At 41.2% G+C, this 22,924-nt stretch carries 18 protein-coding genes; 5 read left to right on the top strand and 13 right to left on the bottom strand.

The features are described 5' to 3' along the window. Nucleotides 1-702, top strand: coding sequence for a 3'-5' exonuclease (locus tag MTF66_RS11230; RefSeq protein WP_138621155.1), 702 nt, complete (start codon nt 1-3; stop codon nt 700-702). 77 nt (nt 703-779) lie between these two features. Here the strand turns inward: MTF66_RS11230 and MTF66_RS11225 are convergent, their stop codons facing one another. The 4 genes from MTF66_RS11225 to pxpB form a co-directional block, all read right to left on the bottom strand. Next, complete coding sequence (locus tag MTF66_RS11225) at nt 780-2,360, bottom strand: BCCT family transporter (RefSeq protein ID WP_010389940.1); 1,581 nt, start codon at nt 2,358-2,360, stop codon at nt 780-782. Between the two features lie 776 nt (nt 2,361-3,136). Beyond that, complete coding sequence (gene asnB / locus MTF66_RS11220) at nt 3,137-4,804, bottom strand: asparagine synthase B (protein WP_248527269.1); 1,668 nt, start codon at nt 4,802-4,804, stop codon at nt 3,137-3,139. A gap of 312 nt (nt 4,805-5,116) precedes the next feature. Continuing rightward, nucleotides 5,117-6,055 (bottom strand): biotin-dependent carboxyltransferase family protein, encoded by a 939-nt coding sequence (locus tag MTF66_RS11215; protein ID WP_248527268.1) that lies wholly within the window; start codon nt 6,053-6,055, stop codon nt 5,117-5,119. After that, the gene (pxpB, locus tag MTF66_RS11210) at nt 6,048-6,707 is read right to left on the bottom strand and encodes a 5-oxoprolinase subunit PxpB (protein WP_055013293.1); all 660 of its coding nucleotides are present in this window, start codon (nt 6,705-6,707) and stop codon (nt 6,048-6,050) included. Before pxpB ends, MTF66_RS11215 begins: the two co-directional genes overlap by 8 nt. 443 nt (nt 6,708-7,150) lie before the next feature. Here pxpB and msrA point away from each other — a divergent pair, with 443 nt between their 5' ends. Continuing rightward, complete coding sequence (msrA, locus tag MTF66_RS11205) at nt 7,151-8,458, top strand: peptide-methionine (S)-S-oxide reductase MsrA (protein ID WP_248527267.1); 1,308 nt, start codon at nt 7,151-7,153, stop codon at nt 8,456-8,458. 650 nt (nt 8,459-9,108) lie between these two features. Here msrA and MTF66_RS11200 read toward each other — a convergent pair. The 9 genes from MTF66_RS11200 to MTF66_RS11160 form a co-directional block, all read right to left on the bottom strand. Then, entirely contained in the window at nt 9,109-9,987 is an 879-nt protein-coding gene (locus MTF66_RS11200) for a LysR family transcriptional regulator (protein ID WP_010389946.1), read from the bottom strand. 247 nt (nt 9,988-10,234) lie between these two features. After that, a complete protein-coding gene (locus MTF66_RS11195) occupies nt 10,235-10,891 on the bottom strand; it encodes a 3-oxoacid CoA-transferase subunit B (protein WP_008114705.1) in 657 nt (218 codons plus the stop codon). Nucleotides 10,892-10,906: 15 nt separating this feature from the next. Next, the gene (locus MTF66_RS11190; RefSeq protein WP_008114703.1) at nt 10,907-11,605 is read right to left on the bottom strand and encodes a CoA transferase subunit A; all 699 of its coding nucleotides are present in this window, start codon (nt 11,603-11,605) and stop codon (nt 10,907-10,909) included. Nucleotides 11,606-11,633: 28 nt separating this feature from the next. Further along, nucleotides 11,634-12,533: a hydroxymethylglutaryl-CoA lyase gene (locus tag MTF66_RS11185; RefSeq protein WP_248527266.1), complete on the bottom strand. Its 900-nt coding sequence runs from the start codon at nt 12,531-12,533 to the stop codon at nt 11,634-11,636. Nucleotide 12,534: 1 nt separating this feature from the next. Then, nucleotides 12,535-14,517 (bottom strand): acetyl/propionyl/methylcrotonyl-CoA carboxylase subunit alpha, encoded by a 1,983-nt coding sequence (locus MTF66_RS11180; RefSeq protein ID WP_248527265.1) that lies wholly within the window; start codon nt 14,515-14,517, stop codon nt 12,535-12,537. A gap of 8 nt (nt 14,518-14,525) precedes the next feature. Continuing rightward, nucleotides 14,526-15,296, bottom strand: coding sequence for an enoyl-CoA hydratase/isomerase family protein (locus tag MTF66_RS11175; protein WP_010389950.1), 771 nt, complete (start codon nt 15,294-15,296; stop codon nt 14,526-14,528). A 12-nt stretch (nt 15,297-15,308) separates the two neighbouring features. Beyond that, on the bottom strand, nt 15,309-16,916 hold the full coding sequence (locus tag MTF66_RS11170; protein ID WP_138622050.1) for a carboxyl transferase domain-containing protein: 1,608 nt from the start codon (nt 16,914-16,916) through the stop codon (nt 15,309-15,311). Between the two features lie 9 nt (nt 16,917-16,925). Then, a complete protein-coding gene (locus tag MTF66_RS11165) occupies nt 16,926-18,101 on the bottom strand; it encodes an isovaleryl-CoA dehydrogenase (protein ID WP_008114693.1) in 1,176 nt (391 codons plus the stop codon). A gap of 35 nt (nt 18,102-18,136) precedes the next feature. Then, nucleotides 18,137-18,571 carry a MerR family DNA-binding transcriptional regulator gene (locus MTF66_RS11160; RefSeq protein WP_008114692.1) on the bottom strand — a complete coding sequence of 145 codons (435 nt, stop codon included), beginning with the start codon at nt 18,569-18,571 and terminating at the stop codon, nt 18,137-18,139. Nucleotides 18,572-18,900: 329 nt separating this feature from the next. Between MTF66_RS11160 and MTF66_RS11155 the strand changes: the two genes are divergently transcribed. The 3 genes from MTF66_RS11155 (at nt 18,901) to MTF66_RS11145 (ending at nt 22,922) form a co-directional block, all read left to right on the top strand. Next, entirely contained in the window at nt 18,901-20,082 is a 1,182-nt protein-coding gene (locus MTF66_RS11155) for a thiolase family protein (protein WP_076919546.1), read from the top strand. Nucleotides 20,083-20,154: 72 nt separating this feature from the next. After that, entirely contained in the window at nt 20,155-21,645 is a 1,491-nt protein-coding gene (locus MTF66_RS11150; RefSeq protein ID WP_010389954.1) for a CoA-acylating methylmalonate-semialdehyde dehydrogenase, read from the top strand. A 119-nt stretch (nt 21,646-21,764) separates the two neighbouring features. Next, entirely contained in the window at nt 21,765-22,922 is a 1,158-nt protein-coding gene (locus tag MTF66_RS11145) for an acyl-CoA dehydrogenase family protein (protein WP_248527264.1), read from the top strand. Nucleotides 22,923-22,924 lie beyond the last annotated feature (2 nt).

The following is a 22,924-nucleotide window of genomic DNA, read 5'->3' as shown; positions in this document are numbered from 1 at the left end:
ATGGCTAAATCACCGTTAGATTGGCCACGTCGTTACGAGCAGCTTTTACATAGTGCGCAAAACTCGTTGCTTAAGGAGTTTTATAAGCTGGCATTTACCAATCAGACTGCTCCACTTAAAGATGTACCTTTTGTGGCGCTAGATTTTGAAACAACAGGTCTGGACGCTAATACCGATGATATTGTTAGTGTGGGGTTAGTGCCTTTCAATGTTAATCGTATTTACTGTAAAGAGAGCCACCATTGGGTAGTACAACCACGACGAGATTTGAGTGAAGAGTCGATTGTTATCCATGGTATTACCCACTCAGAAGTGGACGAAGCTCCCGACCTCAATCGAATTTTAGCCCCACTTCTTGATGCACTTAAAGGGAAAGTGGTGGTGGTGCATTATGCCGCCATTGAGCGCCACTTTTTTTATAATGCGCTGCTCACACGTATAAAAGAAGGGATTGAATTTGCTCTAGTCGACACTATGGAAATTGAAAGGCGAGCGCTTAGAGCGCGTCAAGGGCTACTAGGTAGGCTATTTAATACAAAACTAGGCTCATTACGGTTAAGTGATACAAGGGAGCGTTATTCCTTGCCATTGTATCAAAACCATAATGCACTGACTGACGCTTTAGCCACCGCAGAATTACTGCAAGCTCAGCTGAGTTATCATTATCGGTTAGATACACCACTAAGTGAAATTTGGCTTTAGCGAAACGTTATAAAATATTATAGGAAAAATAGAGTAAAAAAAACGCCGCAATTAGCGGCGTTTTTTAATGTAGGGTGTTATTTAACTGGGCGAGGCTCAGTTCGTAAACCTAAAATTAAGCTTACACACATTAATAGTAAAACAATGGTAAACGGTAGACCGGTTGAAATAGCCCCAGCTTGTAGTGCTTCAATCGCTTGAGTACCACCAATCCAAAGTAATGCAGCAGCAATTGCGCCCTCAACAGTAGCCCAAAAAATACGCTGTGGTACCGGTGCATCAATTTTTCCACCTGCTGTGATTGAATCAATTACAAGTGATCCTGAATCAGAAGAAGTAATAAAGAATACCAGTACTAATACAATAGCAATGAAAGAAAGCACACTCGCCATTGGCATTTCATCAAGCATTTGGAACATCGCCATAGGGACACTTGTTAGACCGTCAGTCCCAAGAGCACCAATACCATTAACTACTTGGTCAATTGCGATGCCACCATAGATAGACATCCACAGGATAGTAACCGCTGTTGGAATAAGTAATACCGCGGTTAAAAATTCACGGATTGTACGACCACGCGAAACACGCGCAATAAACATACCTACAAACGGTGACCATGAAATCCACCAAGCCCAGTAGAATACTGTCCAACCATGCATCCATGTTTCATCTTCACGGCCATGTGGGTTACTCAATGGAATAATGTTCTCTACATACCCCATTACCGTGTTAGGGATATTACCCATAGAGACCGCAAAACCAACTAAACATACAAATACTAGTAATACTAAAGCAATGAGCATATTTACGTTACTAAGTAATTTAACGCCGCCATCAATGCCTCTAATAACAGAGACGACTGCTAGTAACGTAACACCTGTAATAACCAGAATTTGTGAACCTACGCCACCTTCAAAACCAAATACATGATTAATACCGGCAGAAGCTTGTTGTGCACCTAGCCCAAGTGACGTTGCTAAACCAAATAAGGTTGCTAATACAGCTAAAATATCAATTATGTGACCAGGCCACCCCCACGCTTTATCACCTAAAATTGGGTAAAAAATCGAACGAATAGAAAGCGGTAAGCCTTTATTGTAAGTAAAAAATGCTAACGAAAGCGCAACTACAGCATAAATTGCCCAAGGGTGAAGACCCCAATGGAACATAGTTGCACCCATTGCCATTTTCGCGGCTTCTGGTGTGTTAGCTGTTACATTGAGCGGCGTTTCATACCAACCAGTGTAGTATGCAACTGGTTCAGCAACACCCCAGAACATTAAGCCAATACCCATACCTGCAGCAAATAACATTGCCAGCCAAGAAATACGAGAATGCGATGGTTTAGCATCGTCACCGCCTAAGCGGATATTGCCATATGGTGAAAAAATTAAAACTAAACAAAAAATAACAAAGAAGTTGGCAGCCCACATAAATAAGCCGTCAAAATTATTAATAATATCGGTTTTGATACCATTTAGTGTTGTTTTAGCTACTTCGGCATCTGACACTAGTACGGCGATTAAAAAAAGTGCTATTAACCCTGCACTGATCCCGAATACAGGGTTATGTATATCAAATCCCCACTTTTGTACGTTGTCTTGACCTACGGTGTAGTCCGTATTATCAATACTGTACTTGTCATGATTCTCGCTCATGCAATACCTCATTGGTTAATGAAACAGGTTGGCTTAATGCCAGTTTTTTATAGTTCACTGTATTCGTCTTATTAGATTTATAACTAAAGCTAATAACACGAATAGTTAGAAGACTAACTAATTTAATTGCCCATCATACCTTTACTAATAGGGGAGTTAAATATTAAATGCAAAAGATTTAACACTTTGGCAAAACTTTAAGCTACTTTTGTCTTTTTATTGTACATATCTGGCAGCTGAACAAAAGATAACTAATGTGTCAGCTAATTATTTTATAGTCGTATATAGCATTGAATGCAAAGCTAAGTGAATGAATATTCGGCCTAATCAGACAAGTAAATAACTAAAAAAACGCTATTGAATACGTAAAAACTAACTCAGCGTTTTAAAATCACTATTCATTTATTAAATGATTTTTTAATGACATTTTAACTATGTTTTTATGATTTTGGATAATGAGCTAGATAAATATTTTCATGAGGTTAATGAAAAAGCGAGATTGAAATAGTTTTTATAAAAAGCGACTAAATCTTACTGTTTAAACTAAATTGGTCAAAGGTTTATTTCACCTTTGCGATTTAATTTACAAAAATGGCAAAGAAACGCTGCGCTTGTAAAGAAGTGACAAATAACAGTGATTAAACATGAATGATTAAATTGAATGGTTTTGATTTCTCATTCACTTCTTTTAGTGGAATAAAATTTTCAAGAAATTATTCACAAAGACAGCGAATAAAAGCTGCAGTTTTTAACCTGCAGCGTAGATAGGGGGGTAACTATTTTTTATATGCTTCATTGTGAACGCCTGCGGCGCGTCCAGATGGATCTGCATTGTTTTGAAAAGATGCATCCCACGCCAGTGCTTCGGGGGTTGAACATGCTACTGATTTACCATGTGGTACACAGTTAGCAGAGGCTTCGCCCGGGAAGTGCGATTCAAAAATACGGCGGTAAAAATACGCTTCTTTTGAATCTGGCGTGTTAATTGGGTATTTAAATTTAGCATTCGCTAGTTCTTGATCCGTTACTTGCTCATTCACATACTCTTTTAAAGTATCAATCCAGCTGTAGCCAACACCATCAGAGAATTGTTCTTTTTGACGCCATAACACTTCGTCTGGAAGGTAGCCGTCGAAGCCAGCACGTAAAATATGCTTTTCAATTTTTTCGTCTTTACACATTTTAGCTTCTGGGTTGATGCGCATTGCCACATCAACAAATTCTTTATCTAAAAATGGCACGCGTGCTTCAACACCCCAAGCAGCCATTGATTTATTAGCACGTAAACAATCAAACATATGCAGTTTTGATACTTTACGGTTTAGCTCTTCATGAAACTCTTGTGCATTGGGTGCTTTATGAAAATATAAATAACCACCAAATAATTCATCGGCACCTTCACCTGAAAGTACCATTTTAATGCCCATAGCTTTAATTTGGCGTGCCATTAAGTACATAGGGGTTGATGCACGAATAGTGGTTACATCGTAGGTTTCAATGTGATAAATCACTTCTTTAAGAGCATCAATACCTTGTTGAATAGTAAAAATAATAGGGTGGTGAATAGTACCTATCATATCAGCCACTTTTTGCGCTGCTGCTAAATCGGGAGAGCCCTCTAAACCCACTGAAAATGAGTGCAGTTTAGGCCACCAAGCGTCACTTTCGTCGTTGTCTTCAATACGTTTTGCAGCAAAATGTTGAGTAATAGCTGAAATAACCGACGAATCTAATCCACCTGATAGTAATACACCGTAAGGTACGTCACACATAAGCTGGCGTTTTACCGCGGCTTCTAGAGCATCTTTTACATCTTCTGCCTTGGCATCGTTGTTTTTAACTGCGTCGTAGCTTTGCCAATCACGTTGGTAGTAAGGTGTTAATTTACCGTCTTTGCTGTAAAGGTAATGCCCAGGTGGGAACTCTTCTATATGTTTACAAATAGGTGAAAGCGCTTTTAGCTCTGATGCTACATAAAAGTTGCCATGCTCGTCGTGGCCTGTATACAGTGGAATAATACCAATGTGGTCGCGACCAATTAGGTAAGCGTCTTGCTCTTCATCATATAAACAAAAGGCAAAAATACCATTTAAGTCATCTAAAAATGCAGGCCCTTTTTGTTTATACAGGGCTAAAATAACTTCACAATCTGACTGCGTTTGAAAATCAAACTCGACTTCTAAATTAGCGGCAAGCTCTTTGTGGTTATAAATTTCGCCATTTACCGCTAAAATATGCGTTTTTTCTGGGTTGTATAATGGTTGCGCACCGCTTGATACGCCAACTATTGCTAAGCGTTCGTGCACTAAAATTGCTTTGTTTGATGAATACACCCCTGACCAATCAGGCCCGCGGTGGCGAAGCAGTTTGGACATTTCGATTGCCTGAGCGCGTAACTGGCTGGGATCCGATTTAATATCGAGTACGCCGAATATTGAACACATAATTTTTCCTCATTCCTATTAAGTGCCTACGATAGCGAGTTTGCTAAAGACTAACCTTGTTTTATCAGAAATAAATACCTAAGTCACATGGCTTTTTTAAAATAATAAGAATAATTTATGCACCAAATAAATTGGCGCTGCACCAATGTGGTGATATTGGCAAGGAGATTAAAATGCAATGTGCAATTTTTAATTACGTTAAAGTTAAATTAAATTGCAAAAATTAGTTTGCCTTGCACTAAGAAAGTGCAAAGCGAAAATAAATAAATAGCGGTTGAGTTACTCAGTGAGTGAGCGTGAGTGCACTATTAATTAATCCCAGTAGCGGCTTAAACTCAGCTTAAGTTGTGCTAGGTGAGCATCGAGCTTATTTTTTGCAGCATTTGCTTGCTCAAGTGATACAAATTCAAAGGTGATTGGATCAGCAGTTCTAAATTGTGCAAACTGATGTAAGTCGGCTTCTATCACATGCGCTATTAAAGGATAACCCCCCGTTGTTTGCCCGTCATTTAATAACACTATAGGATTGCCATCAGGTGGAAGCTGTATGCTCCCAGGTGCTACGGCTACAGAGGGCAATGAAAGTGTATGTTGCATAATATCAGCATTTTTATGATCTAAGCGCACCCCCATACGATTACTATTTGGATTAATAGTAAATGCGGTATCACAAAAAGCATTAATGCACTCGGGTGTTAGTAGCTCATAATGAGGACCAACATGTAAACGGATAATATTACGTTTAGGTGGGGTAAGAGCGCCCTTATTACATAACCATGCTTTAGTATAAGGACTTATGGCTAGCACGTCGCCGCTTTGCAGTGCACGGCCATTAAAGCCTCCAATGGCTGCCCCTAAATCGGTAGATTTAGAACCCATAACCTCTGGGCATTCAATACCGCCTTTTACTGCAATATAAGCACGGGAGCCACCACGGCCAGTTGCAAATCTAAGTGTTTGCGTTGCTTTTATTGGGTAACTCCAGCCTGGATAAAGTGGGTGTCCATCAAGGGTTGCTTTGAGGTCGGCTCCATGAAGGGCAATAACGGTATCACACTGAAATTGCAGTTCGCATAAACCCACGGTTAATTCCAGCACGGCAGCGTTGTCGGTGTTATTTAATAAACGGTTCGCAATAATGTGTGCATAGGTATCAAGGCTGCCTGAGCGACTTACCCCTAAATGTCGAAAACCCACACGGCCTAAATCTTGGATTGTTAGTTGAATACCGCTCTTGATTACTTTAATCATTGCTTACTCCTTTTACAGGCACAAACTCTATGGTGTCGCCAGGTTTAAATAAGCAAGGATTAGCCGCTTTAGAATCAAATAAGCAGGCATCAGTGTGAGCTATAATATGCCAACCACCTGGCGAATCTTCAGGGTAAATACCAGTTTGGTCTGCTCCAATAGCAATTGCGCCTTTAGGTACACTCACTCGCGGGTTATCGCGCCTTGGGGTAAATAACCGTGAGTTGAGCCCATGTAAATAAGGAAAACCGGGAACAAAGCCTAAAAATAGAACGTGATATAACTCTTTACTATGTAAGTTAATCACTTCATCAATTGTGAGTTGATGATAGTTAGCTACGTAATCTAAATCTTCACCTTGGTAGTAGGTATTAATTTGGTGGTGCTGGCTATCAAACGGATAATCATCTACTTCCTCCCATAACTTAGCTAAGGTGTTGTGCCATTTATGGAGCATTTCTGAAGACTTTAAATACAAAGTTAATGAGTTCATAGCCGGTACTAAATCAATAAACTCATTACTATTTTTACAGTGTTGGGCGAGTGCCCAAAGCTTTTTTTGCGTCGCAAGTATGTGTGGTTCGCTGTAGTGAGAAACATCAAAAAGCAGGCTAGAGTTCGTTAAAATTTTTATACTAGGAATCATGCTCATACCGATAACTCATTAATATTAGTTACATTTAAGCTATCACAGTCGCTGTACTATTACGATATTAATAGACAAGCTCGGATCGAATAAACTTCCTCATCCGTAAAGTTTTGTTGTGTGTGAAATTTATTCTTGGGTTTACAGGTCTGCTTTAGGGTCTGTTGACCTTTGCGGATTAAAATTGTTCAAACTAGGAGCGGTTTAATCGCGGCGCGAGTTTTGTAACCTAGTGGGCTAAGTAAAAACCGAGCAACAAAGAGTAAATCGCTCCTAGGCAGAACCCTTCGGGCAGCGCCTGTTTGGCATTGATGCTGCGTTATCGCCTATTTATGGGGAATAACCACACCACATAGGCTCTGCCTTGCCTAAACACCAAACAGACTGCTGCAAATTTAACCTTGGAAGGTCAACAGACCCTAGAGTAACTAAAACTAAGAGGTAATCGTATGTTTAAGGGGTTAATATTAGCTACATTTGCTATGTTGGGATTACTAAGTACGATGAGCGCTATCTCGTCAGATGAGGTAACTAAATCCAGTGATTTAAATGCCACTATGCATGTAGAAAAGCTAGTGCTTGGCTCGGGTTGTTTTTGGGGGGCAGAAAAACGCTATGAAGCACTTAATGGGGTACTCGATGCAGAGTCGGGCTATGCCGGTGGGCATGGGTTTAAACCAACCTACAGGAATATAACTAAGCTATCGCGTCGCTTTGATGAAGATAACTACGCTGAAGTGGTGCAGGTTACATTTAATAGCAATATTATTTCGGCAAAAGAGCTGCTGCAAAATTATTACGAAAGCCACGATCCGACTCAAAAAAACCGCCAAGGTAATGATGTAGGCACACAATATCGCTCTATTATTTTAACTACAAGTGACGAGCAAGCAAACACCGCGATTGCTGTAACACAGCAGTACCAGCAGTTACTCACCAAAGCAGGTTATGGAACAATTGCTACACAAATTAAGCCACTAGAGCAATTTTATTCTGCTGAAGAGTATCATCAAAATTACCTTGAAAAAAATCCAAACGGTTATTGCCCAGATCATTCAACCGGTGTTGTTTTTAGTCAAGACGAAAAGCAGCAGGTTGATAACACTGCATTGTTGACTGGCAAACAAATTGTTATTTTAGACTCTCGCGATTACTGCCCTTACTGTGAAAAGTTTAAAGCGGCGGTAGCCAATGACTATAAAGGCACAATACCAATGACATTTCGCCATGCTGATCAGCTCAATGGCTTAACCATCAAATCGGCTACGTGGGCTACACCCACCATACTATTTTTAGAAGATGGAGTAGAAGTGTATTCTCGCCAAGGTTATATGGATGCCGAGCTGTTTTATAAAGCGCTGGGTGCATTTAAACTCGGTGACAGTGAAGCTTATAAAGTAGCGTTTAACGCTAAAACCGACAGCCCATATTGCAAAGAATACGCTATTTTTAAAAACACCCCCGATGGCATTTTTATAGATAAACTCAGTGGTGAACCCTTGTTTGATACCCGCGACAGGTTTAATTCGGGTACTGGCTGGTTGTCGTTTACACACCCTGTAAAAGACAGCGTAACGCAGCATGAAGATAACAGTTGGGGAATGCAACGTATTGAGCTTAAATCTAAAAGTACCGGTATTCATTTAGGGCATTTATTCCCGGGTGAAGGGCCAAATGGTCAAGATAGATTTTGTATTAATGCCACTGTATTAGAATTTGTTGCTCGTGAGGAAATAAACAGATCAGATGATGTTTAAGCTAATTAGCAAATAGGCAAATTTAAAGTAAAAAAAAGCAGCGATACTTAAAAAAGCTCGCTGCATTTCAATTGACAACATCTTCACACACAATAAAGATTCGGGGGGTTGTATTAGTAATAACTAATGCTGAATTATTGTTGCTGATGTGAATGTAAATAAAAACAACTCAAGCTCAGTCACCACCGAACTTGAGTTGCTTTTTACACTGACAACATCTTCACACACAATAAAGATTCTTATATTTATTGGCGGGTGTAAGCGTAAAATAAAAACAACCCAAGCTAAGTCACCACCGAACTTGAGCTGTTTTTTACACTGACAACATCTTCACACACAATAAAGATTCTTTTTTACTAGTTTGTTGTTACAAACTAATTAAATTTGGTTTCAGTAACGCGTTTTATTATTTTTGGTCGCTGCTGATTTGTTGAGTTAACTTTAGAGCTTTTACTCAATTTCGACAAGCGATAAAAACAAAACTAATAAGTGAAAAAAACTAATCTATAAATTCAGTCAACAAGGAGTTGTTCAAGTGATTGATAATTATGATTATATTTTGTTTTTAGAGATTTGCGTGAGGCACGAAAAAAATATTTTGAAAAGGTCGTAAATAATAAAACGCCCATAAAAGGGCGTTTAATTAATAGTCACTTTGTTTGTCTAAAGGTGTTAATTACCCACTTGGCAAACAAGTCGAGCGGGTGGTTTGCCGTACTAGAACCGTGTTGTACCAAGTAGTATTTATCTTTGGTGGTAAGGGGTTGTTCAAACAGTTTATAAAGCCATTGCTCATCCAGCCAGCTTTGGCTAATTGGCAGAGGAATAAGTGCAATGCCCATTCCTTGTTGCGCCGCTCTTGCTACACCAAACATACTATCTATTTGAATAATTTGCGTTGGTGAAAAGTCATCAATCCCAACTTTTTCTGCCCACTGATGCCAAGCCCAAGGCCGTGCTTTATGCACAATAAGCGGCACTTGATTAAGCGCTTGGCAATGATCGTTTTGCCATTGTTCAAGCAGTTTTTTATTACACGCTGGAATATATTCTAAATTAAATAACTCAGTAGCCAGTCCATCAAGCGGTTTACTTGAAGATAAAATTATTGATAAATCACTTTGGCGGGTTAATTCCTTTCGAGTTTTGAGGGTATCCATGTGTAAATTAATATTAGGGTGCTCGCTGGTCCATTCACTGAGCTTAGGCATTAACAATTCACTGGCAAAAAATTCGGGCAGGGTAATGGTTAAGTTTACATTTTGTTGTAACTGACTAAATTCATTAATGGTGCTCTCTAGCATATTTATAATTGGATAAATTGCTTCAAAAAAGTTTTTACCTGCAGGCGTTAAACTAATAGAGCGAGTTTGTCTTTGAAATAAATCAATGCCTAGCTGCTCTTCTAGCTGTTTAATTTGGTGGCTTACAGCCGAGGGCGTTAAGTAAAGCTCTTTAGCAGCATGTTTAAAACTTAAGCTTTTTGCGGCAAAACAAAAAGAGCGAAGGCCGCGAATAGGTGTTTGCATGGTATCCAGTATAAAGTTATTTCAATCGCCTAGTAATAGGCAATAATTAAACCAAAAATAAAAACTAACTATATCAGCAATTTATTTATTTTATTAGGTCGAATTCACCTAAGTGGTGCGTTAAATTGTCACTATAGTGCAAAAACTAAAATATAGACAAAAAAAATCCCTCTTACGAGGGATTTTGGGTAACTCAGCGCCATTGGCACTGGGAATGAGGTCGGTACAGGGTGAAATTATGAGTGGTTTAAAACACCATCTCAGGAATATCACCATTAACTAGCAATTTACCTGCCGTTTTGCTAATAATTTCATCAACTGATACGCCTGGTGCGCGTTCTAGTAAATGAAATGCGCCGTCTTTTACTTCTAGAACGGCTAAATCAGTAACTATTTTTTTAACACAGTTAACGCCCGTTAGCGGTAACGTACAGCTTTCTAATAACTTAGAGTCGCCGTGTTTACTGGCATGGGTCATGGTCACAATAATGTTTTTTGCACCGGCGACTAAATCCATCGCTCCGCCCATGCCTTTAATTAATTTTTTAGGGATCATCCATGAGGCTATAGAACCGTTTTGGTCTACCTCAAACGCGCCCAGAACGGTTAAGTCTACATGACCACCCCGTATCATGGCAAAACTATCTGCACTATTAAATATAGCTGCACCGGTAGCTGCCGTCACGGTTTCTTTACCCGCGTTGATCATATCCGCATCAACAGTGGCTTTAGTAGGGTATTCGCCCATGCCTAAAAGACCATTTTCGGACTGTAGCATAACTTCTATGCCATCGGGTACATAGTTTGCGACGAGTGTCGGAATACCAATGCCCAAATTAACATAAAACCCATCTTGTAACTCTTGAGCTACGCGCATTGCGACTTGTTCACGTGATAATGCCATTGTTAGTGCTCCTGCTTAATCTCGTGTGGTAACACGTTCAATGCGTTTTTCAAAGTTACCTTTTATAACGCGGTTAACAAAAATTCCTGGCGTATGTATTTGGCTTGGTTCAAGTTCGCCTGGCTCAACAATTTCCTCTACTTCTGCAACGGTAATTTTACCCGCAGTAGCCGCCATTGGATTGAAGTTCATGGCTGTATGACGAAATACTAAGTTGCCGTAGCGATCCGCTTTCCATGCTTTTACAATAGCGAATTCACCGGTAATTGACTCTTCTAAAATATAAGGGCGACCGTTAAATTCTTTTACTTCTTTACCCTCAGCAACCGGTGTGCCGTAACCTGTGGCTGTGTAAAAAGCAGGTATTCCTGCACCACCAGCACGCATTTTTTCAGCAAGAGTACCTTGTGGTGTAAGTTCTACATCAATCTCGCCACTGAGTAGCTGCTGCTCAAACAATGCATTTTCACCAACGTATGATGCGACTACTTTTTTAATTTGCTTGTCGTGCAGTAACAGCCCTAAACCAAAGTCATCAACACCACAGTTATTGGAAACAACGGTTAATTCTTTAGTTTGCATTTTTTTAATTTGGGCAATTAGACCCTCAGGGATACCACATAAGCCAAAACCACCGGCTATTATTGTATCGCCGTCTTTTAAACCTTCCATTGCAGCTTCATAACTAGAAACTACTTTATCAAAACCGGCCATGAGTCACTCCTCATTCTGTGCTATTTAATTATTGTGCGTGTAATGCTGCAGAAACCTTGCTAGCAGGTTGTTTGTTCAGTGCACTCGTAATTTGCCAACCTGCCTCAGCAAGCCTTTGTAAATCAATTCCATGCTCAATGCCAAGTCCTTGCAGTAAGTATACAACATCTTCGGTGGCAACATTTCCTGACGCGCCTTTGGCATATGGGCAGCCACCAAGGCCGGCAACAGCACTGTCAACCGTTGCTATACCAAGGTTTAGCGCAGCGTAAATATTTGTGAGCGCTTGCCCGTATGTGTCATGAAAATGTACAGCAAGTTTAGATTTATCAATATGTTTAAGTAGCAATGTAAGTAGCTCTATTACTTTAGCGGGTGTGCCAACACCTATGGTGTCACCTAGGCTAATTTCATAACAGCCCATTTTTAAGAGTTTAGCAGCAACAGCCAGTACAGTATGAGGGTCAACATCTCCCTCATACGGGCAACCTAACACACAACTTACATAACCGCGTACGCGAATGTTATTCGCCTTTGCAAAAGCCATAACTTCACTAAAACGCGCCAAACTTTGCTCAATAGAGCAATTAATATTTTTTTGGCAAAATGCTTCGCTCGCTGCGGTAAATATTGCAAATTCTTTAATACCTACAGCATCTGCTGCCTCTGCCCCTTTTAAATTAGGGGTAAGGGCACTGAGATTAACCTCAGGTAAATTAAGTGCACTTATTACTTCACTAGAGTCTGCCATTTGTGGCACCCATTTAGGTGAGACAAACGCACCAGCTTCTATGTCTTTTATGCCTGCAGCGGCGAGTGCGTTAATAAGCGTTATTTTATCAGCAGTTTCTACAGCGGCTTCATTTTGAAGTCCATCTCTGGCGCCCACTTCAACAATGCGCACTGCTTTAGGTAATAATGAACTCATATTAAGCGGGTTCCTCTGCAGTTGTGTCTTCAACTATGGCCAGTAAAGCGCCATGGCTTACCAGTTCACCCTCAGCAAAACAGTAACTTTTTAATACGCCATCATGTGGGGCATTAAGCGTGTATTCCATTTTCATTGCTTCAATTATAACCACTGCATCGCCTTTAGTAATGGTGCATCCCACCTCTAACAAGTGTTTAACTACAGTACCATTAAGTGGCGCAGCAAGGGGTAATGCCTCATTTTCATGTGAGCTGATGAAATGTTTATCAACACATTCAAACTTAGTTTGCAGTGCTTGGTTCATTACAGTAATGGCATTATCAACGTGGCTAACATGCGCAGTGTGTTTAGCGCCATTAATCGATACGTTGCAGTAGCCATTAGTTAACTCACCTTGCACTTCAAAGGTGTTGTCATTAATAGTCATGCTATAGCCCTGCGCGGTTTTTATTGCGTTTAAGGGGGTATCGCTAAATGGAATGTTAACTTCTTGCGGCGCATTTAAACTAAACCCATGTAATTGTTGCCATGGATTTGCACTACTTGTATTGCTACCAAGTGATGCTAAATACGCAAAACCTGCAATTAAGCGGCTAGTTTGTAATAAAGAAGGGTCAATAGTAACTAACGCTTCACCTTGCTCTGCAATAAAGTGGGTGCTTGGAGCACCTTGTTTAAAGCGTGGATGAATCGCTAAATTATATAAAAAGCTGATATTAGTGCTAAATCCGGCTAAATGAAATTGTGTTAATGCTTGTTGTAAACGCGAAAGTGCTTGGTCGCGGTTATCATCATGAACAATAAGTTTGGCAATCATTGGATCGTAATACGGGCTTATTTCATCACCTTGGGCAATACCAGTATCAATACGTACATATTCACTGTTAGCCGGCGTAAATAGTGCCTCAATAGTGCCAGAGCACGGAATAAAGTCATTACTTGGATCTTCAGCGTAAATACGTGCTTCAAAGCTGTGGCCTTGTAGCTGAATATCTGCTTGCGCTAAAGGTAACGCTAAACCACTGGCTACATTAATTTGCCAATTAACTAAATCAACGCCTGTGACCATTTCACTCACTGGGTGCTCTACTTGCAAGCGAGTATTCATTTCCATGAAAAAGAACTCATCACCACAGAGTAAAAATTCCACAGTGCCAGCGCCTCGGTAGTCAATTGCTAGGGCACATCGTACTGCGGCTTCGCCCATTTCTTTTCGCAATGAGTCTGATAAACCGGGGGCAGGCGCTTCTTCAATCACTTTTTGATGTCGACGCTGCAATGAACAATCACGATCACCTAAATACACACAGTTGCCATAGTTATCAGCAAATACTTGCACTTCAACATGGCGTGGTTGGTCAACATAACGCTCAAGCAAAACCAGATCATTACCAAAACCGGCAGTAGCTTCACGTTTAGCGCCTTCTAATGCGCTTATAAACTCACTGGCTTTTGAAACTATACGCATGCCTTTACCACCGCCACCAAAGGCCGCTTTGATAAGCACAGGGTAGCCAATTTTTTCAGCCTCAGCTTGTAAAAAGCTAGGGTCTTGTTTATCGCCATAATAACCTGGCACCAAAGGAACATTAGCGGCTGCCATAATTTCTTTTGCACGGGTTTTAGAGCCCATAGCTTCTATGCTGCTTGCTGGTGGCCCAATAAAGGCAATGTTATTGGCTTCACAAACATTAGCAAATTCGCTGTTTTCAGATAAAAATCCATAACCAGGATGAATGCAATCGGCGCCACTCATTTTGGCAACGTTAAGTATTTTATCTGCAATTAGGTATGAGTCTTTACTCGGCGCTGCACCAATATGGTAGGCTTCATCCGCCATTTTCACATGTTGAGCGTTTTTATCTGCATCTGAATAAACCGCAACTGTGGTCAAGCCCATTTGCTTTGCTGTTCGCATAATACGACAAGCAATCTCTCCGCGATTAGCAATCAGAATTTTTTGTAAGTGTACTGTGTTCATAATGCGTCCTAGAGTTGCCATTGGGGAGGGCGTTTTTCAAAAAAGGCAGTTAGACCTTCTTGACCTTCGTCTGATACACGAATTTTGGCTATACGTTCTGCAGTGAGCGCAATTATTTCGTTATCGATTTCTTTGTTTGCCACATCATTAATAAGCGCTTTAGCTGCTTTAACCGCTACCGGGCCATTATCTATCAGCGTTTGTAATAGGTTATCCAGTGCACAGTCTAGATTCCCTGTAATTTGGTGAACTAGCCCCAGCTGTTTAGCCGTATGCGCATCAAATACTTCAGCCGTTAAAAAGTAACGACGAGCAGCGCGTTCACCAATAGCTTTTATTACATAAGGGCTTATAACAGCAGGAATTAAACCTAATTTAACTTCACTTAAACAAAATTGAGCGTCGTCTTTACTGAGCGCAATATCACAGCAAGCAATTAAGCCCAATGCGCCACCAAATGCTGCGCCTTGTACCGCACAAATAGTAGGGTGTGGGCTTTGTGCTAATACTTGCATTAGCTTAGCCAGCTGCATCGAATCGGCCAAATTATCGTTATAGTTGTTATCTGCCATCGATTTCATCCAGGCTAAATCGGCACCGGCTGAAAAGTGTTTACCCTCAGTTTTTAATACAAGGGCACGAATATCGAGCGTATTAGCATGTTCAATACATTGAATAAGCTCATGGATAACGTCGCTATTAAAGGCATTGCGTTTTTCTGGGCGACTTAAAACAAGTACAGCCACATTAGATTTTGTTATTTGTAGTGTTACTGACATTTTAAGCTCCCATTACATTCTAAATACGCCAAATTTTGATTCACGCTCAGGAGCATTTTTAGCTGCGCTAAGTGCAAGCCCAAGAACATTGCGTGTATCAGCAGGGTCAATAATGCCATCATCCCATAAACGGGCACTGGCATAATATGGGTGACCTTGCTGTTCGTATTGATCGATGATTGGCTTTTTAAAATCGCTAATTTGTTGCTCGCTCATGCTTTCGCCTTTGCGGGCTAAACCATCTTGTTTTACTTGCGCCATTACACCAGCGGCTTGTTCGCCACCCATAACCGAAATACGGGCATTCGGCCACATCCACATCATGGTCGGTTCAAACGCGCGGCCACACATACCATAGTTACCTGCACCGTATGAGCCACCGATTAAAATGGTAAATTTGGGTACATCGGCACACGATACCGCCATCACCATTTTAGCGCCGTGCTTAGCAATGCCTTCAGACTCGTATTTTTTACCAACCATAAAGCCAGTAATATTTTGTAAAAATACCAGTGGAATGTTGCGCTGAGCACATAGTTGAATAAAGTGCGCGCCTTTTTGCGCTGACTCACTAAATAAAATACCGTTGTTGGCCACTATGCCTACGGGATGACCATAAATGCTGGCAAAACCTGTTACTAGTGTTTCACCAAAGTAGCGTTTAAATTCATCAAACGATGAATCATCAACAGTACGTGCAATGACCTCACGGACATCAAATGGCTTTTTAAGATCAGTACCGACAATGCCGTAAAGCTCGTTAATATCATAACGAGGGGCTTTTACTTCTTCGAGTAATGGTGAGGTAGGGCGCGAATAGTTAATACGTTCAATACATTGGCGAGCAATCGACAACGCATGAGCATCATTTTCAGCGTAATGATCGGCAACACCTGATGTTTTACAGTGTACATCGGCGCCACCAAGCTCTTCTGCAGTAACTACTTCACCGGTTGCGGCTTTTACCAGTGGCGGACCTGCTAAAAAGATAGTGCCTTGCTCTTTTACAATAATACTTTCATCAGCCATAGCAGGAACATACGCACCACCTGCAGTACATAACCCCATAACCACAGCAATCTGTGGAATGCCTTTACCCGACATACGTGCTTGGTTGTAAAAAATACGACCAAAATGCAGTTTGTCAGGGAATACGTCGTCTTGCTCAGGTAAGTTTGCGCCACCTGAGTCAACTAAATAAATACACGGTAAATGACAACGTTCGGCGATGTCTTGAGCGCGTAAATGCTTTTTAACAGTCAGCGGGAAATAGGTGCCGCCTTTTACTGTTGCATCATTAGCAATCACCATACATTCAACGCCTTTAACGCGACCAATACCTGCAACCACACCGGCACAAGGAATATCTTGTTCATAAACGCCAAAGGCAGCAAATTGCGATATTTCTAAAAATGGCGAGCCTTCATCTAGCAAAGTGGTAATACGGTCGCGGACAAACAATTTACCGCGGCCTTCATGGCGCTCTTTTAGCGCAGAGCCGCCGCCTAAACGTATTGTTGCTGCTTTACTGCGTAAATCATCCACTAGCGCCGACATGTTGTTGTGATTTTGCACAAAATTTGGATCATGCGGATTAACGCTCGATTTTAAAATCGTCATAACTAATCCTTAGCGGCTTTCAGTGAATAATTCGCGACCAATTAACATACGGCGTATTTCTGAGGTGCCTGCACCAATTTCATATAATTTTGCATCACGCAGCAAGCGACCTGTTGCGTATTCATTTATATAACCATTACCGCCTAAAATTTGAATTGCGTCTAATGCCATTTTAGTTGCAAGCTCAGCAGCGTATAAAATTGCGCCAGCCGCGTCTTTACGGGTTGTTTCACCACGGTCACAGGCTTTTGCTACTGTGTACACATATGAGCGAGCTGCGTTCATTTGTGTATACATATCAGCAATTTTGCCTTGTATTAACTGAAATTGACCAATAGGGCTGTCAAATTGCTTACGCTCATGGATGTAAGGCACCACAATATCCATACACGCTTGCATTATGCCAAGTGGGCCGGCCGCTAAAACAACACGCTCATAATCAAGGCCACTCATAAGTACCTTAACGCCTTCGTTTAAGTTACCTAAAATATTTTCTTCGGGTACTTCACAGTTTTCAAATACCAATTCACAGGTATTTGAACCACGCATGCCGAGCTTGTCGAGCTTTTGTGCGGTTGAAAAACCAGGGAATGTTTTTTCTACAATAAAGGCAGTAATCCCTTTAGCGCCGGCGTTTAAATCTGTTTTTGCATAAATCACCAACGTATCAGCGTCTGGGCCATTAGTGATCCACATTTTATTACCGTTTAAAATGTATTTATCGCCTTTTTTCTCTGCTTTGAGTTTCATAGAAACAACATCAGAGCCCGCATTAGGCTCACTCATAGCCAGTGCACCAATGTGCTCACCACTAATAAGTTTAGGTAAGTATTTTTCTTTTTGTGCTTGTGAACCATTACGGTTTATTTGATTAACACACAGGTTTGAATGCGCACCGTAACTTAAACCAATAGAGGCACTTGCACGGCTAATTTCTTCCATGGCAATAACGTGCTCTAAATAGCCTAAGCCAGCACCACCAAACTCTTCATCCACGGTCATGCCAAGCACGCCCATTTCACCCATTTGCGGCCAAAGTTCATTGGGGAACGCATTATCAAGGTCAGTTTTTTCAGCTAGTGGGGCAATTTCTTGACTGGCAAAGCTGTTTACGTGACTGCGGATCATATCTGCAGTTTCGCCAAGGCCAAAGTTCATTTCTTTATATAGTGAAATAGTGCTCATGATTAATTCCTGTGTGTTGATGACGTTGTTATATTTTATTCATCTATTTTGCTAAGCGTGTCGCGACAGCGACGTTCAGCGGTGACCAGTTCCATAAGAACCACTTTAATGTCATCCATCTGTTGTGAAAGATCGGCTTTTTTCTCACTGATAAGGTCAAGCATAGTAACTAACTGTTTTGCACTTGATTTATCAGCATCATACAGTTCAAACAAACGACCTGTTTCAGCTAAAGTGAAACCTAAACGCTTGCCGCGCAGTATTAGCTTTAGGCGAACCTTGTCGCGCTTTGAGTAAATGCGTGTTTGGCCATTGCGCTCTGGCGATATTAACCCTTGGTCTTCGTAAAAACGGATAGAGCGGGTAGTAATATCAAATTCTTTAGCCAATTCACTAATGCTAAAAGTTTGTTCGTTTTTAGCCGGCTCGTTGGCTGAATTTGCAAAGTTTGTTTGATTATCTGATTTCATTGTAATGTTTACCTCATTCGAATAACCCCAATATAAGTGAAGTTTACGTAAAGGTAAAGTGCGATCTGGTTGTTATACTTTAGACGTATAAAATAAAAGCAGAATTACAGCAGAAGTTGAGTGTTTATAAACGTTATAAGCCAGTTAGGCAGCTTGTAATAAATTTTTAGCAAGCTAACTTTACAGTTTTTACACTAATTAGAAAGTTGATTTTAGATTTACGTTGGCGTAAACGTAAATTTTATGTATGCTCGTATTTATCAGATTAGTTTAAACATTAAGCTAAACATAATAAAACATGTTTGCGTTAATTGAAAATGGAGCCTTTTATGTCTTTCGAAAGCGTTGTAATTGTAGCAGCAAAACGCACCCCAATGGGTGGATTTATGGGCGCACTAAGTGATGCGCAGTCTACCGAATTAGGTGCTACGGCCATTGCAGGCGCACTTGCTCAAACGGGTTTAAGCAATGATGCAATTGATGAAGTTATTATGGGCTGCGTATTACCAGCCGGTTTAGGCCAAGCACCTGCGCGTCAAGCAATGCTTAAAGCGGGGCTTGCACTAAGCACCGGCGCTACAACTATTAATAAAGTATGTGGCTCTGGATTAAAAGCAGCGATGTTAGCGAATGACCTTATTAAAGCAGGTTCTATTGAATCAGCAATCGCTGGTGGTATGGAAAGCATGACCAATGCACCTTACTTTATTCCTAAAGCCCGTGGCGGTATGCGTATGGGACATGGCGAAATTAAAGATCACATGATGAGTGATGGCCTAGAAGACGCCTACGACAATAAAGCAATGGGATGCTTTGCTCAAGACACAGCCGATGAATACGGTATTGGTCGTGAGCAAATGGATACGTTTGCACTGGGTTCATTAAGTAAAGCAAACGCAGCCATAGACAATGGGTGGTTTGATAACGAGATTACACCGCACACTATTAAAACGCGTAAAGGCGATGTCACTGTTTCAATTGATGAGCAACCTGGCAACGCACGCCCTGAAAAAATTCCAAGCTTAAGAGCTGCATTTAAAAAAGACGGCACTATTACTGCCGCTAATTCATCGTCTATTTCAGATGGTGGTGCTGCGCTAATACTAATGAGCGAATCAAAAGCAAAAGCTGAGGGTTTAACACCACTTTGTAAAATTGTTGCTCACAGTACTCACTCTCAAAAACCAAGTGAATTTACCGTAGCCCCAGTGGGCGCAATGAACAGCGTTCTTGAAAAAGCTGGCTGGACAACCGCCGATGTTGATTTATGGGAAATTAATGAAGCGTTTGCCATGGTCACCATGCTGGCTATTAACGAATTAAAGCTCGATGAAAGCAAAGTAAACGTCAATGGTGGCGCGTGTGCACTAGGCCACCCAATTGGTGCTAGTGGCGCACGTATTTTAGTAACACTTATTCATGCGCTTAAAAACCGAGGCCTCAAAAAAGGCGTTGCCTCTTTGTGTATAGGTGGCGGTGAAGCCGTTGCTATGGCAGTCGAAGCACTTTAACAGATAACAAAGCCGCAGCAACTATAACAATCACAGCGCTGCGGCAATTAAATTGACTCAATAGGATTTATTATGCACCAAGTACCTTTACTAATTAACGGCGAGTTCGTTCAGTCAACGTCAAATGAATTAATTGATGTTGTAAACCCAGCTAATCAAGAAGTGCTCGCGCAAGTGCCATGCGCTACAGACGCAGAGATGGATGCGGCGATTGCATCAGCAAGCGAAACATTTAAAACATGGAAAGATGTGCCTATTACTGAGCGTGCGCGCATTATGATGAAATACGCGGCACTATTAAAAGAAAACCATGATGAACTAGCCACTATTATTTGTCATGAGCTAGGCAAAACGTTTGAAGATGCAAAAGGTGATGTGTGGCGTGGTATTGAGGTAGTTGAACAAGCTGCTAATGCGCCGTCGTTAATGATGGGTGAAACCATGGAAAACGTAGCGCGTAAAATCGATACGTATTCTTACATGCAACCACTGGGTGTATGTGCAGGTATTACGCCATTTAACTTTCCAGCAATGATCCCATTGTGGATGTTCCCACTGGCAATTGTGTGTGGTAACACCTTTATTTTAAAACCGTCTGAGCAAGATCCACTTACTCCTATGCGCTTAGCTGAGCTATTTATTGAAGCCGGTGCACCAAAAGGCGTGTTACAAGTTGTGCACGGTACTAAACCACAAGTAGACCGCTTATTAGAAGACAAAGCCGTTCGTGCTATTTCATTTGTGGGTTCATGTGGTGTAGGTGCCTATATTTACTCTAAAGGCACACAAAACTTAAAACGCGTTCAAGCGTGTGTTGGCGCTAAAAACCACATGGTAATTATGCCTGATGCGAGTAAATCGCATGTTGTTAATAACCTTGTGGGTGCCTCTGTAGGTGCAGCAGGTCAGCGCTGTATGGGTATTTCTGTGGCGGTATTTGTTGGTCAAGCAAAAGACTGGGTTGACGAAATTAAAGCAGGATTTGAAGGTGTACGCCCAGGTGTTTGGGATGATGCAGACGCGGCTTATGGCCCACAAACATCACCTGCTGCAAAAGCACGTATTTTATCACTGATTGCTGATGGTAAAGCACAAGGCGCTACCTGTTTAATTGATGGCTCTGACTTTAGCGTTGAAGGTTACGAGCAAGGTAACTGGGTAGGCCCTACATTATTTACTGATGTAACCAAAGATATGAACTTGTACAAAGAAGAGATTTTTGGCCCAGTATTGGCGTGTATGTTTGTTGATACCCTTGAAGAAGCCATTGCGCTTATTAACGAGAGCCCTTACGGCAACGGTACTTCATTATTCACCTCAAGTGGTGCGGTTGCACGTAAATTCCAACACGAAATTGAAGTGGGCCAAGTGGGTATTAATGTGCCAATTCCTGTGCCTTTACCATTTTTCTCGTTCACGGGTTGGAAAGGCTCATTCTACGGCGATACTCACACGTATGGTAAACAAGGTATTCGTTTTTACACAGAAACCAAAACCATTACATCTCGCTGGTTTGAAGATGATATCGCTTCAGGCCCAAATATGAGTATTAATCTTAAGTAGTATCTTAACCGCATAATCAATAAAAAAGAGGGGCACAACACATAATGTTGTCGCTCCTCACTAATAACTCCCTTTGTGGGATGCACCGACAACAAACAAAACACAACAAGAGGTCTACCATGGACTTTAACTTATCTGAAGATCAACAAGCTTTTGCGCAAACGGCGCGCCAATTCGCAGAATCAGAACTAGCACCACATGCTGCTAAGTGGGATCGCGAACATATTTTTCCTAAAGACACAATAAAAGCCGCTGGTGAGCTTGGTTTTTGTGGCTTATACACGCCTGAAGAAGCCGGTGGCTTAGGTTTATCTCGTTTAGATTCAAGCATTATTTTTGAGCAACTTGCACTGGGTTGTACAGCAACTACAGCTATGCTGACCATTCATAATATGGCAACCTGGATGATCGCAAGTTTTGGTACCGATGCAGTAAAAGACAAATACGTTGAGCAATTGGTAATGGGTGAGTTGTTAGCCTCGTACTGTTTAACTGAGCCAGGCTCTGGCTCTGATGCTGCGTCATTAAAAACTAAAGCAGTTCGTGATGGCGATGAGTATGTTATTAACGGCTCAAAAATGTTTATTTCTGGCGCCGGTGAAACAGAAATTTTAGTGGTAATGGCACGTACTGGGGCAGATGGCCCAAGTGGCATTTCAGCGTTTGTTGTACCAGCAGATGCCAAAGGTATTGAGTACGGCAAAGCAGAAGAAAAAATGGGTTGGAATGCCCAACCAACACGCTTAATCAGTTTTGAAGATGTACGAATTCCAGCAACAAACTTGTTAGGACAAGAAGGCGAAGGCTTTAAGTTTGCCATGCAAGGCTTAGATGGCGGCCGTATTAATATTGCTACTTGTTCTATTGGTACAGCACAAGCGGCACTTAATACTGCTCGTGAATACTTAAAAGAGCGTACCCAATTTGGTAAGCCATTGGCTGCGTTTCAAGCGCTACAATTTAAAATTGCCGATATGAATACCGAGCTTGTAGCAGCGCGCCAAATGGTACGACTAGCGGCGTTTAAACTTGATACTAACGACAGTGAAAAAACTACTTATTGTGCTATGGCTAAACGCTTTGCAACCGATGTTGGTTTTACTGTGTGTAACGATGCGCTGCAAATTCATGGTGGCTACGGTTACATAAAAGAATATCCACTTGAACGCCATGTACGTGACGTACGTGTTCATCAAATTCTAGAAGGCACTAACGAAATTATGCGCGTAATTATTGCGCGTCGTATCTTAGCCGAATCAGCCAGCGAAGTTTTATAAGG

The sequence above is a fragment of the Pseudoalteromonas sp. 2CM39R genome, assembly GCF_023161845.1.
This window is presented reverse-complemented; position numbering and strand designations above follow the sequence as displayed.